Genomic DNA, 16,553 nt, shown 5'->3' on the forward strand with positions numbered 1-16,553 from the left:
TTCTCCTGTACAATGTGCGGCACGGGGAACCATCCCACCAAAATCGAACCGGAGGTCGAGGCATGGAGCGATTCCGTGTAAAACGTCTGTCGCGAGCCGCAAAACGGGCGATGCGTGTCTTGTTTCCGTGCGCGACCGCGGCGTTGCTGGTGAGCGTGTCGTCCGTCGTCGTTCGTGCGGGCATCCAGATCGGTTGGGCGGAAGGAGGGACGGAAAGCGGAGACCGGTGCAACGCCGATTGCGGATTCGAGAACGTATGTGTCTACGATACAGACTATTACGGCAATCTGACGCTCTCCGTGAGGTGGGATGTCTACTCGACGGACGACGCGAGAGTCATGTTCAAGTGGCACTGCAACGATTCGCTGGTGGCCGCCCCGGATATATGGGAGTGCTCGGGCAGCGGGTTCGACCAATTCTCGGAAGAGGTGACGTTCCATGTGGATCGCGGTCTGGATACGCTTCGCATGCAAATCGGCATCTACGTCGATAACGGCAGCGGGTTTTCATGCGACTATTCGATTTGCGAGAAGAATTTCTACCTGAGCAGACCGCCCTGCGATTTCGAATTCATGTGTCACTCTTTGAGCAACAAGACCACCGAGGACGAGACCTTCACCGTAAGCGGGCTCGTGATCGACATGGGGTGCGGCGCCCTCGTCACCGATATTCCGGGACCGCCCGTCACCATCACCGTTACTCCCCCGGTCGGATCCCCGTACACGAGATGGGCAAGCGTCAACAGCGGTCACTTCTCGAAAGAGGTCAGTTTCCCCGGCGATCACGTGATCGGCACCTATAGCGTGCATGTATGGTACACGCCGAACGATCCGTATCCGCATCCTCTGAAGAAGAAGACCTTGGAGGACAACGGTTCATTCTATCGCAGCGAGTTCGAGCCGATCGCGGTGAACGTGCCGCCGTGGGAAAGGTATCAGGACAATTTCCCCTCTGCGAGTGACATGGAAAGCTACGTCCGCGCCGACATGGCCGGAACCATCGCGCCTCCGGAGAACAACCTTGTCGTGCCCGGGGACTCGATCGTCGTCGAGTGCGTCGCGGTCGACGCAGGCGCCCTCGAGACCACGCTCGACGGCCGCCCGGCGATCTTCATGAACGTGAAGTGCACGTACGCCGGGCCGGGCACGAAACCGCCCCTCTACGGCCTCGAGCTCGAGGGGACGTACGGCAGCTACTACTCCACCGACGGCACGTGGACCGCCATCCAAGGGGACTCGGCCCGTGCCGGCTCGGGACCGGCCGCCCCCGACCGGTACATGTTCGATCTCAACGATTCGCTCTTCACGCGGGGCTACGTCATCGAGTACTACTTCGAGGCCTACGACACGCTCGGCGGGCACGTCGTCTTTCCTCCAAACTGCGACGAGGGCGAAGGATACTTCGAGTGGACCTGCCTGCCCACCCTCGCGAGCGACATCCTCTACGTCGACGACTGCGACGGCGTCTACGATTTCGAGCAGATGTGCATGGACGCGACCTTCGAGGCCGTCCTGGCCCCCGGGGATCTTCCCGACCGCTACGACGTGCTCGCGCCCCTCGACAGATGCTCGAACGGCCTGTCGAGCCGCGCGCGCCTCGCGCACCTGGCGGCGGCCTACCGGACGATCGTGTGGGACTCGGGGAATCTCCTGCGCCAGACCGTTTCGGACGGGGTGCCGGGAATCGAGGCGGACAACGACTGCGCCCTGCTCCTCGACTGGCTCGAGGGCCGCGAGACCGGCGCGGGGCTGTTCGTCATGGGGGCGGGGGCGGCGACCGACGTCTCGTATTCCCCGGACGGGGAGGCGCTGCTCCAGGCCTGCGGCGTCACGCTCGTGGACAGCAGCTACTACGAGCTGTCCGGCGGCGTGCAGGCGCCGATGCTCGCTGCGACGCCGGGCGGCATCGTCGACGTCGGCACCTTCCACATCCAGCCGTCCTTCCAACCCCGCAACTGGTTCGATGTCATCGATCCCGACGGCGTCATCGGCCAGCCGGCGCTCGAATACCCCGATCTCGGGGCCGGCGAGCATTGCGCCGGCGTGTGGAGTACGGATCTCAACGGGCACGGATACGAGATGCGGACGATGTGGCTCGGATTCAGCCTCCCGCAGATCGTCGACGTGGAGATCGACGGCATGCTGACGCGCAACGGCATCATGCGGGACGTTTTGTCGTGGATGGGGCACGCGGTCAAGGCGGACGTCACCGGGGAGGATGCGCCGCCGCTCAAAAGCCGCCTCGCGCAGTGTTTCCCGAACCCCTTCAATCCCGTCACCACGATCGAGTTCACGATCAGGAAGAAGGGACGGGTGCGGCTCGCGATCTACACGGTGGACGGGCGGCGGATCCGCACGCTCGTCGACGAGGTGCGCGAGGCCGGCCTCCACCGGGACCGGTGGGATGGCCTGAACGATGCCGGCGGCGAGGCGGCGAGCGGGATCTACTTCTACAGGCTCGACGCAAACGGCTTCAGGGGCACGAAGAAGATGGTGCTGCTCAGGTAAGCGCCGGCGGGACGGCGGGAGGGATCGCGCTCTGGCCGTCGGCGTGGCACGATGGGGGCGAAGAAAGACCGTCATGAGGATCGCCGCGATACTGGCGCTCGTTCTCGTTCTGCCGCCGGCCCGGGCGGCGGCATCGGACGATGACGGCATGGCCTCTCTCGCCTTCTGCGAGATCCGGGACACTTCGGGACGGACCCTGTTCGGCCTGGTCCACGTCGCGACCCGGTACGCGAAGGGCGACCTCTCCTGCACGAACGGGTTTCTTCTGGTCAACGACCGTCGGGGAGAGCCGGGCGGGGAACCCGTTCCCGTCTACACGAGGCTGAGCCTCGCGTCGGGGAAGGAACTCTCGCGCGGGCAGGTGGTCGAGTGGCTCGGCCTGCGGGACAGGCCGCGGGAGTATGTCGCCCCTTCGGCGATCATGTGGGTCGACGATACGCGGGTCTGGTTCATGCGCGACGTCACGCACGACTGCGAGAGACGCGATCCCCGCGCGAGCCGCGCCACGACGATCGACAAAGCCGGCGTCAGCACGACCTGCACGTACACCTACGAGCTTCGGGACCGCTACGAACTGCTCGATCACGTCCCCGTTCTCCTGGCGATCCCCGACTCCTTCACGTGCGGCCAATTCTTCGGCGGCGAAGAGTTGCGCGTGCCGATCGGCGAGCTCGAGTCCTTCCGGTTCGTTTTCGAGGAGGAGGGGCATCCCCGGCTGCGGGCGATGCTGGACGCCTGGCTCGGAGGGATGCCGGAGGAGGAGCGGGCGGAGGCCACGCGGCGCGGTTTCCGGATCGAGGCGAGTCACAAGCAGTACAGGGATCACCTCCCGGGCATCACGAAGCCGGATTTCCTCTCCGAGTGATCGGTCGCGGATCGCTTCGCCGATGCGATCCGCGGCGACGCATCGTCCGCGCTCACTCCGGTTGATTCTTCAGCCGCGTCTCGTAGAGGTCGAGGCGGCGGTCCTTCCAGTTGACCACCGTGCCTGCATGGCGGGCGCGGCGCAGCACCTCGAGGTCGACGTCGGCGATCACCACCGTTTCGACGTTCGGCTGGCAGTCGCCGGCGATCCCGTCGCGGGCGAAGGGGAAATCGAGCGGAGTGAAGATGCCCGAGCGGGCGTAATTGATGTCCATGTTCTCCACCGACGGCAGGTTGCCGATGCACCCCGAGGTGACGACGAATACCTGGTTCTCGACGGCCCGCGCCTGCGCGCAGTAGCGTACCCGCAGGTAGCTCTGCCGGGTGTCGGTGGCGAAAGGCACGAAGATGATACGCGCTCCCTCCTCGACCGCGATCCGTCCCAGCTCGGGGAATTCCACGTCGTAGCAGACCATGATCGCGATGCGGCCGCGGTCGGTATCGAAGACGCGGATGCGGTCGCCCGCCTGCACCCCCCACCAGTGCCGCTCGTTCGGCGTGATGTGTATCTTGTACTGGCGGTCGATGCTCCCGTCGCGGCGGAAGAGGTAGGAGACGTTGTAGATCCGGTCGTCCTCGAGGGTGTAGTGCGAGCCGCCGATGATGTTTATCGCATAGCGGATGGCCATTTCCTGGAAGGCGTCGATGTAGTCGTCGGTGAAGTCGGCCAGCTTTCGCACCGATTTTCCCGGGCGCTCCTGCGGCAGGAAGGAGAGAAGCTGCAGGGTGAGGATCTCGGGGAAGACGACGAAGTCGCTCTTGTAGCCCGAGGCGACGTCGACGAAGTATTCGCACTGGTTGCGGAAGTCGTCGAAGGTGTGGATCTTCCGCATCCGGTACTGCACCGAGCAGATCCGTACGGGGAAGGTGGTGCGCGCGCGCGTGGCGGGGTTCGGAGTATAGTTGAGATTCACCCATTCGAGGAGCAGCGCGTAGCCGCGGGACTCGTCGTCATGCTCGAGATAGTCGGGGAGGATCCGCTTGAGGACGAACCCGTTCGAGATCTGGAAGGTGAGGACCGGATCGTAGAGATTCTTCGCCATCACCTGCTCCACGTACTCCTGGATCGTGTGGTTCTCGTGGTACTTGTGATAGTTGGGCACGCGCCCGCCGACGACGATCCGCTTGAGGTTGAGCTGCCGGGCGATCTCCTTGCGTTCGTCGTAGATGCGGCGGCCGATTTTCATGCCGCGAAAGTCGGGGTCGACCATCACCTCGATCCCGTAGAGGGTGTCTCCCTCGGGATCGTGCGTGGCGATCCCTCCGCCGCCGGTGACGTCGCTGAAGCTGTGCTCGACGCTGAACTCGTCGAACTCGATAATGAGGCTGCTCGACGAGCCGATGATCTTTCCTTCGTATTCGACGCAGAGTTGTCCCTGGGGGAACTGCTCCACGTGGCTGCGGATGTCGTCGCGGCGCCAGGTCTGCATCCCGGGAAAGCACTTCTTCTGCAGGGCGGCGATCTCGTCGTAGTCGTCCACCGTCAGGCGGCGGACCCTGATCTCCTTGCGGATCGATTCGAGGTCCTTTTTCGGCACCGGGAGACTCTCCTCGTCACGGCGCCGGCCCACCCGGCGCCGTGGGGATTGTCTCACGGCGGGCAGCACCGTGGCAACGGGGAAGACGGTCGACACGCACGTGACCGTGTTTCGGGGAACGGCCGATCACCGGTTCCGGCGGACATGCGCGTTGACAGGCCGGTGTCGGGCGCGTGAGAATGGCGGAAACGAGGGGAACGCGACTGCAGGAAGGAGAACCGGTGATCGGGAGGATGCTGCTCGTCTGGCTTCTTTTGTCCGTCGTGGCGGTCCTGAACGGGATCGCGCGGAACGCGTTGATCACGCCCCTGGCTGGTGAGCACGCGGGGCACGTCGTCAGCACGATCACCCTCTGCGGGCTGATCTTCCTCGTCTCGCTCCTCACGATACGCTGGATCGCGCCGGGAAGAGCCCGGCGGGCGCTTTTCGTCGGGTTCGCCTGGCTCGCCTTCACCGTCGCCTTCGAATTCCTCGCCGGGCACTACCTCTTCGGCCACCCGTGGTCGCGCCTTTTCGCCGACTACAACGTGCTGCGCGGGCGCGTCTGGTCCTTCGTTCTCATCGCGACCTTCCTCTCGCCGTGGTTTGCCGCCCGTCTCCGGAACATCTGACCGGGACGGCGCGACACGGTCCTCGGCGAAGAATCGGGCGGCACGCGGGCGGGTCTCGCCGGGAACGTGGTTGATTCCCGCGCCGGCCTGCGCTACGATGCCTTGACGCCGAGGACGTATCCGCACGACACCGCGACAGAGGGGACGACATGCCTCGCATCGACAGGGCGCTCATCGATCTCCGCCACAGGCTCCACCGCGCCGCCGAACCCTCGGGGGCCGAGAAGCGGACCGCGGCGATCGTCCGCGAGTGGATCGAGGGTTACGCGCCGGACCGCATCGTCGACGGCATCGGCGGCCATGGGCTCGCCGCCGTCTGGGAGGGAGGGGCCCCGGGGCCGCGCGTTCTCATCCGCTGCGAGCTCGACGCCCTCCCGATCCCCGAGACGCTCGACATCCCGCACGCCTCGGACACGCCCGGCGTTTCCCACAAGTGCGGGCACGATGGGCACATGGCGATCGTCTCGGGGCTCGCGCCGCTCCTTCGCGCGTCGCCTCCCGCGCGCGGCGCGATCATCCTCCTCTTCCAGCCGGGAGAGGAGACCGGCACGGGAGCGGACCTTGTCCTCGCCGACGGCGCCTTCGCGTCGCTCGCCCCCGACATGGCATTCGCCCTCCACAACCTCCCCGGCTACCGGCGACGGGCGGTCGTCTGGCGAAACGGCGTCTTCGCCGCGGCATCGAGCGGCCTCATCGTCGATCTGCACGGCAGGACGGCCCACGCCGCCGAGCCGCAGCACGGCCGGAGCCCCGCCCTCGCCGTCGCCGAGCTGATCAACGCATTCAGCGCCCTGCCGCAATTTGGAACGGCGCTCGACAGGGCGGCGAAGGTCACCGTCATCCACGCGCGCGTCGGCGAGATCGCCTTCGGCACCTCCCCCGGCGAGGGGACGGTGATGGCCACCCTTCGCGCCCACGATCAGGCGGTCATGGACGAGCTCTCCGCGCGTTGCGAAAAGCTCGCCATCGGTATCGCACGGAGCCACGGCCTCGAGGTGGAGATCCGCTGGGACGAGGTCTTTCCATCGACGGAGAACGATCCCGGGGCGGTCCGTCTCGTCGTTCGGGCGGCCGGTGAACTCGGCCTCGAGACGATCGAGGCGCCGGCGCCCTTCCCCTGGTCGGAGGACTTCGGGAATGTCACGAGGCGGATCCCCGGCGCCCTCTTCGGCCTCGGCGCGGGTCGCGACCACCCGGCGCTCCACCATCCCACGTACGATTTTCCCGACGAGATCCTGCGAGCAGGAATCTCGATCTTCGGCGAAATCGTCCAATCGATCACGGCGGGGTGATACCTATCGACGAACGGGAACGAACAAGGACATTCAGCCGCCGGCAGGACCTCTTCCACACGGCGCACATCGAGCTCAGCGAATCCGCCCTGCGACGTAATATCCGTTTTCTCCGCGAGGTGATCGGTCCCGGGCCCGTCTTCTCCTCGGTGATCAAGGGGAACGCATACGGTCACAATATCGCCACGTTCGTCCCCCTCGCCGAGCGTTGCGGCGTGCGGCACTTCTCGGTCTACAGCGCCTACGAGGCCCTCATCGCCAGTCGCAGCCTCACCGGGGACAGTCACATCATGATCATGGGCGACATCGTCCGCGACGCGATCGGCTGGGCGATCGAGAAGGGCGTCTCCTTCAGCATCTTCAACGTCGACTGGCTCCGCAAGACGCTCGGCGAGGCCAGGAAGATCGGCAAGCCGGCCCGCGTCCATCTCGAGGTGGAAACGGGGATGCATCGCACCGGCCTCGAAGGCGCCGACCTCGACGCGGCGATCGACATCCTCGAAGCCAATCCGGATCTTTTCGTCGTCGACGGCGTCTTCACCCACTACGCGGGCGCCGAGTGCATCAGCAACTTCGTGCGCGTCCAGGAGCAGATCCGGCGGTTCGACGAGATCACGGCCGACCTCGTCCGCCGCGGGCTGAAGTTCCGGATGCGCCATTCCGCATGTTCGGCCGCGGCCCTGCGCTATCCCGAGACGATCATGGACATGGTGCGTTTCGGCATCGCGCAGTACGGTTTCTGGCCGAACAAGGAAACGCATATGCACTTCATGATGCAGGGCGAGAAAAACTGCGCCCCCGCGAAGAAGCAAACGAATCCCCTGCGCCGCGTGATGACGTGGAAGAGCCGCATCATGAACATAAAGCCGGTCCGGCGGGGCGAGTTCGTCGGCTACGGCAACACCTACATGACCGGCCGCGACCAGAAGATCGCCGCCGTGCCGATCGGCTACTACCACGGGTTCGCGCGACAGCTGAGCAACCGCGGCTACGTGCTGGTGAACGGCCGTCGCGCCCAGGTGGTGGGGATCGTCAACATGAACATGATGACCGTGGACGTCACCGACTTTCCGCAGGTGGCCGTCGGCGACGAGGTGGTCATCATCGGCACGCAGAAGAAGCAGCAGATCACCGTCGGCTCCTTCAGCGACCTCACGCCCTTCCTCAACTACGAGGTCCTCGCCCGCATCCCCGAGGAGATCCCGCGGATCGTTGTCGATTGAATAACCCCCGCACGATGCGATCGTGCCCCTCCTTCCCCCGGGCCGCCGGAGGAGATTATCCTTTATCGAAGCGTTACCTTCATATATACTGCACGGGATCCCGGTTTTCTCTGGAGGCGCGGCGAATGTGAACCGTTCCGAAACGCGTTCATTCCGGGGGTTCCATCATGAGTAATGGACGGCCATTTCTTCGGTTGTTCGGCATGAAGGCGCGGCGGATGTATACTGTCGGCCGCAATCTTCCCTTTCTCGAGCCACGGGTGGCGCAGATTCTGTACGCCACCGCATCCGGCATCCTCCTGTCCGCGGGGACCGGTTTGGTCCTCGGCGTCATCGACAGGCCCGCGTCCGGCTGGGAACGGCGGCACACGATCGGGATTTTGTGCATCGTCGCCTCGATGCTGATATCGGGGCTGGCCTGGCTCGCGCAGGGATTCCTCGATTTCCTCGTATCGAGGGGGAAGGATCGGGAGAGCGGGGGCGAGAAGGCCCTGCAGTTCGATTCGTGGTCTCATCGCCGTCTTGCACGGGGGCTCGCCGTCATCATCGTCGCACTGTTCGCCGTGATCCTGAAACTGGTTTTGTGAGGTACGTTCGATGGTCGACCATTCCGTCTCCTTCGAGGATATGTACGGGAAGGGCGTTCCTTCCCGGGATGACTTCGAGCACGAGGTGGTGAAACCGTCGGTCGTCGACACGGTCATCGATCACCTTGCGAGGCATCGGATCTGCGTGCTCGCCGGGAGGCCGAGAAGCGGCAAGACGACCGTCGCGTTCTGCGTGGCGAACGACGTCCTGAACGGCAGGGTGCCCGGCATCGAACTGGTGAGATATCTCGACATCGCGAACATCGACGATTCGTCGGATGAGATCACCTTCTTTCCCGAGGCCTGTTTTTCCTCGAACTGGCTATTGATCCTGGACAACTGGCATGCCGCGCGGCCAGGATGGCACGGCCATCTCGACAGGCTGATCGATGCCGAGTGGGAACGCGGCGCGCGGGTCCTCTATTGCTTCACCCGCTTCGGTGCGGACGATTCGGCGACCGACCTGCCGCGTGTCTACCGGTCTCAGGCCAGGTCGATCCCCGTCCTCGATACGGATGAATTCGAGTCGGAGGTCGCAAGGGGCATGATCGACCGCCGGGTCGACACGCTTTTCGCCCGGTCCCGACGGGGAGGGAGCGGCGCGGGTGGGGATCGCGATCATGACGCCGTGCGGCCGGTCGAGGAGGAGGATTACGAACAGGCCCTCAATGCCCCTTCCGCCCACAAGAAGATCCGCGGCAACCTGCGATTCCTCCGCTGGCGCCTCGCTTCGTGGAATCCCGCCGAAGGGAACCTGCGCGACGTATGCGTCGAGGATGTCATCGAGACGTTCAGGCGCGAGGTGGTCGGGCCGAACGCCGCCCACCTGGGGACGATCGAGCAGATCGCATCCGTCGCGCAGTGGGAGATCCCCTTCCGGCGCGTGGGGGGCGAGAATCCCCCGGACGGCGTCGATGTCCTCGAGGGAGCGGGACTGATCGTGCCGGTCGAGCAGGGTACGGCGTGGCGGATGGATTCGACCGACGCGTACCTGTTCCTCCTCTCCCAGAGCGGAAACGAGTGGTTGCAAACGACCGAACGCATGCTGCTCCGGTACCTGGGTCGTCATCCCGCCCGGGTGTATTCGGTCGTCGAGACGATCCTCCGGCAGGCCCGATGGGCCGCGATGACCGAACTGGTGACCGCCCTGCTGCATGACGACGCCACGATCGGCCACGTGAAGCATGCCGTCGCGGAAGGCGTGGAGAACGGCTCGATCGGCGCCCCGGACGTGTACCGTATCATCTACGCGGTCATGCGGGATTTTCCCGATGACGAGGCGGCGGCGAATCGGCGCCTGGACATCCTGAATGCGATTATTCCAAAGGAATTGGGCTTGCCGGTGGGGCGGAGCGCCCGGGGGAGGGGACTGTTCATCCTGTACTGGATGCTGGTCTTCTTCAGGAAGCGCGCAGACCGGTTCAAGGACTTCATTCACGGCTATATCGACGGGTACGGCCCGCAGGATGTGATCGATCGGATCGACGCCGCGTCGTCCGGAAGAAGCCAGCGGCGCATGCTGTATCTGCTGAAGTACTTCGAGCCCGATCTCTGCGAAGAGATCCGCCGACGGGTCCATCTCAAGCCCGACGACAAGAAAAAGTGCGAATTCGAGGAATATGTTGGGGGGTTGCGCTACGGTGTTCTCGCGACGGGTCGATCACGCGACGAGAAGATCGCGTCGCTGCGCATGATCGACGAGTCCTATTTCGTCGAACTGGCGGAGAAGAGCAACAAGCGGGCCCAGATGCTCCAGCAGTTCATGCAGGCGGCGATCTGGCTGTCTCCCGACGAGGCGCGGCGGATCGCGGGATTCGTGCCGACGGTGCTGTCCAGGCTCGGATTCAGGGGACGGGCGAAGGGATGGTCCTATCTCCTCAACAACACCTATTCCGCGGATCCGCAGGCCGCCGAGGACATCGTCGATTACATCTGCGCGATGAGATTCGGGGAATTCTTCTCCGATGCTCCCGACGCGTGCGCCAGGATGCTCGTCGCGATGGAGAAGGCGCAGCCGGGCTGCGTGAACCGCTGGGTTGCCGAGGACGAGAAGGGTCTCGAAAACGGTCTCGTGCGTCCTGGCGGCCGGGGCATCGATGACGTCATCGTCCCGCTCGCCCTCTTCGCGCGCGATTCGCTGGCGCGGGTGCTCGGGGGATTCACGGCCGAGCGGCTTCGCGAACTCGTCGGCGATGGCGACGGGTTCGACCGGCACGTCGCGCTCGGGGCCCTGGCGCTCTGCGGGATCGACGTCGACGCAACCTTCGGGGACGAGGACGATCGCGATCCGGCGATCGAGGGGAAGATGCCGATACAGGTCCTCGCGGGACTGTACGACATGAACAGGAGGTTCCGTGGACGGCCGGGGAGCGGACCGTACGATCGCGTGTGCGCGCGGGCGAAGGATCTGCCACCGTCGGTCGTCATCTCGATGGCGCGGTTCGACCGGCACTGGAACGCGCGCGACGTCGGCGACGCGATGCGTGCCCTGCTCCGGGGGAGGCGGTCGCAACGTGCCAAGGGGCTCGAAAGAATTATCATGGCGACGATGTTCCTAAGCAGGATCAGCTGGCCGTCCGGCTATCGTTTCGATTTCCTGAAACGCGGGCACCGGGAACTCGAGACCGCGGTGGCGGAGCGGATGCTCGTCCTGCGCGCATCGAGGCAGGTCGAGGTGCGGTTGAACGACGATCATCCGTTCGTTCAGACGACGGTGAAGAAGGTTTGGAACCTCCTCGACGGGATGGATGGAGCCGCGACCGCGCTATCCGCGTGGGACGAAAGGATGCGTGGCTCGATGCCGGTGTCGGAGGCGGATCCTCTCCGCGCGCAGCTGCTCTTCTGGGGAGCGATCGAGCCCGCGGTGACCCTCACGGCCGATCGGTGCGACGTCGCGTTCATCCGGTCGGATCCCGATCCCGCGAAGATCCTCGAATCGCTCGATCTTCCAGCCTGACCGGTCCGCAGATGCGAACGGACGGCGGCGTCAGCGTCGTCTGGCCGTCAGGGCCGCGCGTGACGGGGACGATCTGATGCTCGCCGACACGCATCCATGTACCGGAATCCGCGTTCGAGCAGGCGGTGACGGAGTTCGGACTGTAAATAGGCCGCTACAGTGTCATAACATGTTGACATGCAATCTGTTGTTGCATTCATGGCGACTTGGTGGTAGCATGGATGCGCATCGATACGCACCACGACGGATCCACGGGTAACTACTGCTCCTGTTCGCGAGACACCGACGCAGGCGCCGAACGCGCGCCGTGGCGGAGCGTGTCGTCATCCCGGAAGGAGACAGCGCGATGTACACGGTACCCGATACGGACGACACGTGCCGCCGGCTCCTGTGGAACTGGCACCTGGCGATACGCATCTGCCACAAGGCCCACATCAAGGCCGCCGCTTTCCTGCACCGGAGCAACCGTCGGTTCGGCGTGCCAGTGGTCATCCTCTCGACGGTGACGGGCGCGTCGGTCTTCGCGACGATCGAGAGCTCGCCCGATGTCCGCATACGGATCGCCGTCGGCCTCGTTTCGGTGACCGCCGGAGTGTTGGCGGGCCTGCAGACCTTTCTCGGGCACGCCGATCGCGCCGAGACCCACCGGGTGGCGGCCCAGCGCTACGGGGCCCTCCGGCGCGAGTTGGAGGAGGTCCTCCACACATGCACGGATCTGACCGTGCTGCCCGAGGGATATCTCGCCGATATCCGGATGCGGTGGGACGAGATCGACAAGGACAGCCCGAGTCTCTCGCAGGCCCTCTACGAGCGCGTCGCGCGGAGCGTGAGGAAAAAGCGCGAATCGGGCGGGGAATTCGGCGTGCTCTCCTCTCCGCCGATCGTATAGCGGATCCTGCCCCTTGCCGCCCGGCCGCCCGCTCTGCTATGATGCTCCGGCCCGGCCGCGGGGCCGGGCACGCGCGCTGCCACCGCCACCCACCGCCGGCGAAACACGGCGCCCGCGAAGCTCGTACACGCAGACAAACCAGAAAGGAGTGCCCCATGGCGCACAGACACGTGAATCCGTTCCGGATCGTCCTCGCGGCGGTCCTCGGCGCGGCCGTCCTCGCGGCGGCGGCCCTTCCCGCGGCGGCCGCGCCGGCGAAGCGCCCCCTCATGCGCTTTCCCGACATCCACGGCGACCGCATCGTCTTCGTCTACGGCGAGGACATCTGGACCGTGCCCGCCTCCGGCGGAACGGCCACCCGCCTCACGATCCACGACGGCGCGGAACGGTACCCGAAATTCTCCCCCGACGGCGAGTGGATCGCCTTCACCGGCGAGTACGACGGCAACACCGACGTCTACCTGATGAACGTCGACGGCGGCGACATCACACGCGTCACCTGGCATCCCGGCCGCGACGAGGTGATCGGCTGGCACCCGACCTCGGGCAAGATCATGTTCAGCTCGGCCCGCAGGTCCTTCAACCGGTTCTCACGGCTCTACCTGATCAACCCCGACGGCACGGGGCTCGAGGAACTGATCATGCACGAGGCGGCCCGCGGCTGCTTCTCGCCTGACGGCTCGAAGATCGCCTACAACCGCATCGCCCGCGAGGACCGCACGTGGAAGCGCTACTACGGCGGGACGGCGCAGGACCTCTTCGTCTTCGACTTCGAGAAGATGGCGGACACGAGGATCACCTCCTTCGACGGGACCGACCGCCTGCCGATGTGGATCGGCGACCGGATCTTCTTCGCCTCCGACCGCGACGGCGCGCTCAACATATTCGGCTACGACACGGCGACCGGCGACGTGAAGAAATACACGAACCACACCGACTACGACGTCCGCCGGCCGAGCGAGGGCGGAACGAGGATCGTCTACGAGCTGGGCGGCGCCCTCTGGACGCTCGACACGGAATCGGGCCAGGCCGCGCAGGTGCCGGTCGAGATCCGCGCCGACGCCCCCGAGCTGCGCCCCTACTACAAGAAGGTCGACGGCTACATCTCCGGCGGCGACATCTCGCCCTCGGGGAACCGCGTGGTCCTCTCCGCGCGCGGCGAGATATTCACCGTGCCCAAGGAGGAAGGCCCCACGCGCAACCTCTCGAACGACTGCGGCGCGAACGACAAGGATCCCGCCTGGTCGCCCGACGGCGCCCTGATCGCCTTCTTCTCCGACCGCGACGGCGAGTACAACCTCTACGTGGTCGACCCGAAGGGGACGGGCGAGCCCCGCAAGCTCACCTCCTTCGAGAGCGGCTACCGCCACACGCTCCGCTGGTCGCCCGACTCGAAGCGCATCGCATTCACCGACCAGGCTCTGACGCTGTGGTACATCGACGTCGCATCGAAGAAGCTGACGAAGGTCGACCGCGCCGAGTACGAGAACATCGATGTCGCGATCGACCTGAAGCCGATCTACGACTTCGCGTGGTCGCCCGACAGCCGTTGGATCGCCTACTCGAAGATGAACGCCGACCTCGTCACGCAGGTCTGGGTGTACTCGCTCGAGACCGCGAAGACCGCGTGCGTGAGCGACGGGCTCTTCAACGACTTCATGCCGGCCTTCTCGACCGACGGGAAGCGGCTCTTCTTCGTCTCCAACCGCAGATTCGATCCCACCCTCTGCGATTTCGAATGGGAGATGGTCTACAAGAAGATGGCCGGCATCTACTCCCTGGCCCTCACGCCGGGCGCCGGCTCCCTCTTCCCGCCGAAAAGCGACGAGGCGGCCATGACGGTCGCCGAGCCGGAGGAGAAGAAGAACGAGAAGAAGGAGGAGAAGAAGGAGGAGGGTGGCGTCGTCGTCGAAATCGATTTCGACGGCATCGCTTCGCGCATCGAGGCCCTGCCGATCGAGCGCGGCAACTATCGCTGGCTCAGGACGTCAGGCGGCAACCTCTTCTTTCTCGACAAGGACGAGGGCGACTTCAACCGCTTCGAGTTCCGCGATCCGGGCCCGATGGACCTCTACCGCTTCGACTTCGAGAAGAAGGAGGCGGTGAAGGTGGCCGAGCGGGTCCGCGACTACCGCATCTCCGCCGACGGCAAGAAGGTGATGTTCGGCCGCCACCGCTTCGTCGCCACCGCCGACGCGACGGCGAAGGACACGAAGGGCGAGGCGCTTGATCTCGACGACGTCGTGCTCCGGATCGATCCGATCCGCGAATGGCGCCAGATCTTCGACGAGGCCTGGCGGATGGAGCGCGATTTCTACTACGAGCCGACGATGCACGGCCTCGACTGGAACGCGATGCGCGAGAAGTACGCGCCCCTCATCGAGAGCGCGTCCTGCCGCCAGGACGTCCAGTTCGTCATCGGCGAGCTGATCGGCGAACTGGCCACCTCCCACACGTACGTTTTCGGGGGCGACGTTCGCCGCGAGAACGACTACCACGTGGGCGTCGGCGTCCTCGGCATCGACTGGGAGGCCGACGCGAAGGCCGGCCGGTTCCGCATCACGAAGATCTACCGCGCGACCGACTGGACGCGCGGGACGGTGCCGCCCCTGGCGGTGCCGGGCGTCGACGTGAGCGAGGGGGACTACCTGCTCGCCGTGAACGGCGAGGAGATCACGACCGACCGCAATTTCTACAGCTGGTTCGAGGGGCTCGCCCGCAAGCAGGTGACGATCCTCGTCAACGACAAGCCCGCGATGAAGGGGGCCCGCGAGTACACCGTCGAGCCGGCCGGCAACGGCTACGTCTTCCGCTACAACGACTGGCTCGAGCACAACCGCGCCGTGGTCGACGAGGCGTCGAACGGCCAAATCGGCTACCTGTACTTCCCCGACACCTATCTCGGCTCCTGCCGCGAGTTCCCCCGCTACTACTACGGCCAGACGCGCAAGAAGGGGCTCGTCGTCGACGCCCGCTTCAACGGCGGCGGGCTCGACCCGGCGATCTTCCTCAACCGCCTCGCCAAGCAGCCGCTCGGCTTCTGGACGCGGCGCTACTCGCACGACCAGACGAACCCGTCGACGATCACGATGGCGCACCTCGCCTGCCTGACCAACCGCCAGGCCGGCTCGGGCGGCGACATGTTCCCGATGGAGTTCCAGATGATGAAGCTCGGCCCCGTCATCGGCACCCGTACGTGGGGCGGTCTCGTGGGCGTCTCGCAGTGGATCTCGCTGATCGACGGCGGCGGGCTGTCTGCCCCCGACTACCGCATCTACTCCCCCGACGGATCGTGGGTCGTGGAGAACGAGGGGGTCACCCCGGACATCATCGTCGATCTCGACCCGGTCGAGATGTCGAACGGGCACGACGCGCAGCTGATGAAGGCCGTCGAGGTCCTCATGAAGAAGATCGAGGACGATCCGCGACCGTGGCCCGAGCATCCGCCCTACCCGAAGCGGAAGTAGCCGGTACAGATCCCGGGAACGAAAACGGCCGGCGTCCCGAACGGGGCGCCGGCCGTCGCATTGGCGCGGGCGGCAGCTCAGAGCCCCGTGGGGACATCGATGAAAAAGACGGGAAGGCCGAAGGACGCGGCGATGCGATCCCCCAGCGCGCGGACGCCGAGGGTCTCGGTGGCGTAGTGCCCGCCGCAGAGAAGGTTGATCCGCGCCTCGCGCGCCACGTGCCACGCGCTGTGGGCCGGTTCGCCGGTGAGAAGAGCGTCGCATCCGGCCGCGGACGCCGCTTCGAGGAGCATCGAGCCGCCTCCCGAGACGACGCCGAGCCGGCGGATGCGGGAGGGGCCGAAGGAAAAGGTGCGCACCGGCGCGCCGGTCAGCCGGCGCACGCGCGCGGCGAGGCTCGACGGCGTCACGGGACGCGGGAGCGCGCCGAGAACGCCGATCTCGATCCCCTTGTAACGTCCGAAGGTCGCCCGGCCCTCGAGGCCGAGCAGGTCGGCGATCAGCGCGTTGTTGCCGATCCCGGGATGGCAGTCGAGCGGGAGATGCGCTGCGTAGAGGG

Annotated in this window: 11 protein-coding genes; 9 read left to right on the forward strand and 2 right to left on the reverse strand. The window is 65.6% G+C overall.

All coding sequences use genetic code 11. From position 1 onward, the window contains the following. The first annotated feature begins 110 nt into the window (after positions 1-110). Entirely contained in the window at positions 111-2,507 is a 2,397-nt protein-coding gene (locus JW876_04990) for a T9SS type A sorting domain-containing protein (protein ID MBN1884859.1), read from the forward strand. A 73-nt stretch (positions 2,508-2,580) separates the two neighbouring features. Beyond that, complete coding sequence (locus JW876_04995) at positions 2,581-3,372, forward strand: hypothetical protein (protein ID MBN1884860.1); 792 nt, start codon at positions 2,581-2,583, stop codon at positions 3,370-3,372. Between the two features lie 52 nt (positions 3,373-3,424). Here the strand turns inward: JW876_04995 and JW876_05000 are convergent, their stop codons facing one another. Continuing rightward, complete coding sequence (locus JW876_05000; protein MBN1884861.1) at positions 3,425-4,969, reverse strand: GNAT family N-acetyltransferase; 1,545 nt, start codon at positions 4,967-4,969, stop codon at positions 3,425-3,427. A gap of 221 nt (positions 4,970-5,190) precedes the next feature. On the opposite strand from JW876_05000, the gene JW876_05005 reads away from it, so the two are divergent. From JW876_05005 to JW876_05035, 7 genes are all read left to right on the forward strand, one after another. Next, a complete protein-coding gene (locus JW876_05005) occupies positions 5,191-5,580 on the forward strand; it encodes a hypothetical protein (GenBank protein MBN1884862.1) in 390 nt (129 codons plus the stop codon). A 149-nt stretch (positions 5,581-5,729) separates the two neighbouring features. Continuing rightward, a complete protein-coding gene (locus tag JW876_05010) occupies positions 5,730-6,872 on the forward strand; it encodes an amidohydrolase (protein ID MBN1884863.1) in 1,143 nt (380 codons plus the stop codon). 5 nt (positions 6,873-6,877) lie between these two features. Continuing rightward, positions 6,878-8,095, forward strand: a complete 1,218-nt coding sequence (gene alr, locus JW876_05015) for an alanine racemase (GenBank protein ID MBN1884864.1) — start codon at positions 6,878-6,880, stop codon at positions 8,093-8,095. Positions 8,096-8,313: 218 nt separating this feature from the next. Further along, positions 8,314-8,682 carry a hypothetical protein gene (locus JW876_05020; protein MBN1884865.1) on the forward strand — a complete coding sequence of 123 codons (369 nt, stop codon included), beginning with the start codon at positions 8,314-8,316 and terminating at the stop codon, positions 8,680-8,682. A 10-nt stretch (positions 8,683-8,692) separates the two neighbouring features. Beyond that, on the forward strand, positions 8,693-11,638 hold the full coding sequence (locus JW876_05025) for a hypothetical protein (protein ID MBN1884866.1): 2,946 nt from the start codon (positions 8,693-8,695) through the stop codon (positions 11,636-11,638). Between the two features lie 346 nt (positions 11,639-11,984). Next, the gene (locus tag JW876_05030; GenBank protein ID MBN1884867.1) at positions 11,985-12,527 is read left to right on the forward strand and encodes an SLATT domain-containing protein; all 543 of its coding nucleotides are present in this window, start codon (positions 11,985-11,987) and stop codon (positions 12,525-12,527) included. Between the two features lie 155 nt (positions 12,528-12,682). Continuing rightward, the gene (locus JW876_05035) at positions 12,683-15,994 is read left to right on the forward strand and encodes a PD40 domain-containing protein (protein MBN1884868.1); all 3,312 of its coding nucleotides are present in this window, start codon (positions 12,683-12,685) and stop codon (positions 15,992-15,994) included. A 77-nt stretch (positions 15,995-16,071) separates the two neighbouring features. On the opposite strand, the gene JW876_05040 is transcribed toward JW876_05035, so the two are convergent. Further along, a partial coding sequence (locus JW876_05040) for a Nif3-like dinuclear metal center hexameric protein (GenBank protein MBN1884869.1) occupies positions 16,072-16,553 on the reverse strand: 482 nt, incomplete at its 5' end.

Source organism: Candidatus Krumholzibacteriota bacterium (assembly GCA_016931295.1).
Lineage (GTDB): Bacteria > Krumholzibacteriota > Krumholzibacteriia > Krumholzibacteriales > Krumholzibacteriaceae > JAFGEZ01.

Coding starts and splice junctions, on each gene's coding strand:
- JW876_05030 (MBN1884867.1), top strand. CDS start 11,985: ATGTACACGGTACCCGATACGGACGACACGTGCCGCCGGCTCCTGTGG.
- JW876_05010 (MBN1884863.1), top strand. CDS start 5,730: ATGCCTCGCATCGACAGGGCGCTCATCGATCTCCGCCACAGGCTCCAC.
- JW876_04995 (MBN1884860.1), top strand. CDS start 2,581: ATGAGGATCGCCGCGATACTGGCGCTCGTTCTCGTTCTGCCGCCGGCC.
- JW876_05025 (MBN1884866.1), top strand. CDS start 8,693: ATGGTCGACCATTCCGTCTCCTTCGAGGATATGTACGGGAAGGGCGTT.
- JW876_05035 (MBN1884868.1), top strand. CDS start 12,683: ATGGCGCACAGACACGTGAATCCGTTCCGGATCGTCCTCGCGGCGGTC.
- JW876_04990 (MBN1884859.1), top strand. CDS start 111: ATGCGTGTCTTGTTTCCGTGCGCGACCGCGGCGTTGCTGGTGAGCGTG.
- JW876_05020 (MBN1884865.1), top strand. CDS start 8,314: ATGTATACTGTCGGCCGCAATCTTCCCTTTCTCGAGCCACGGGTGGCG.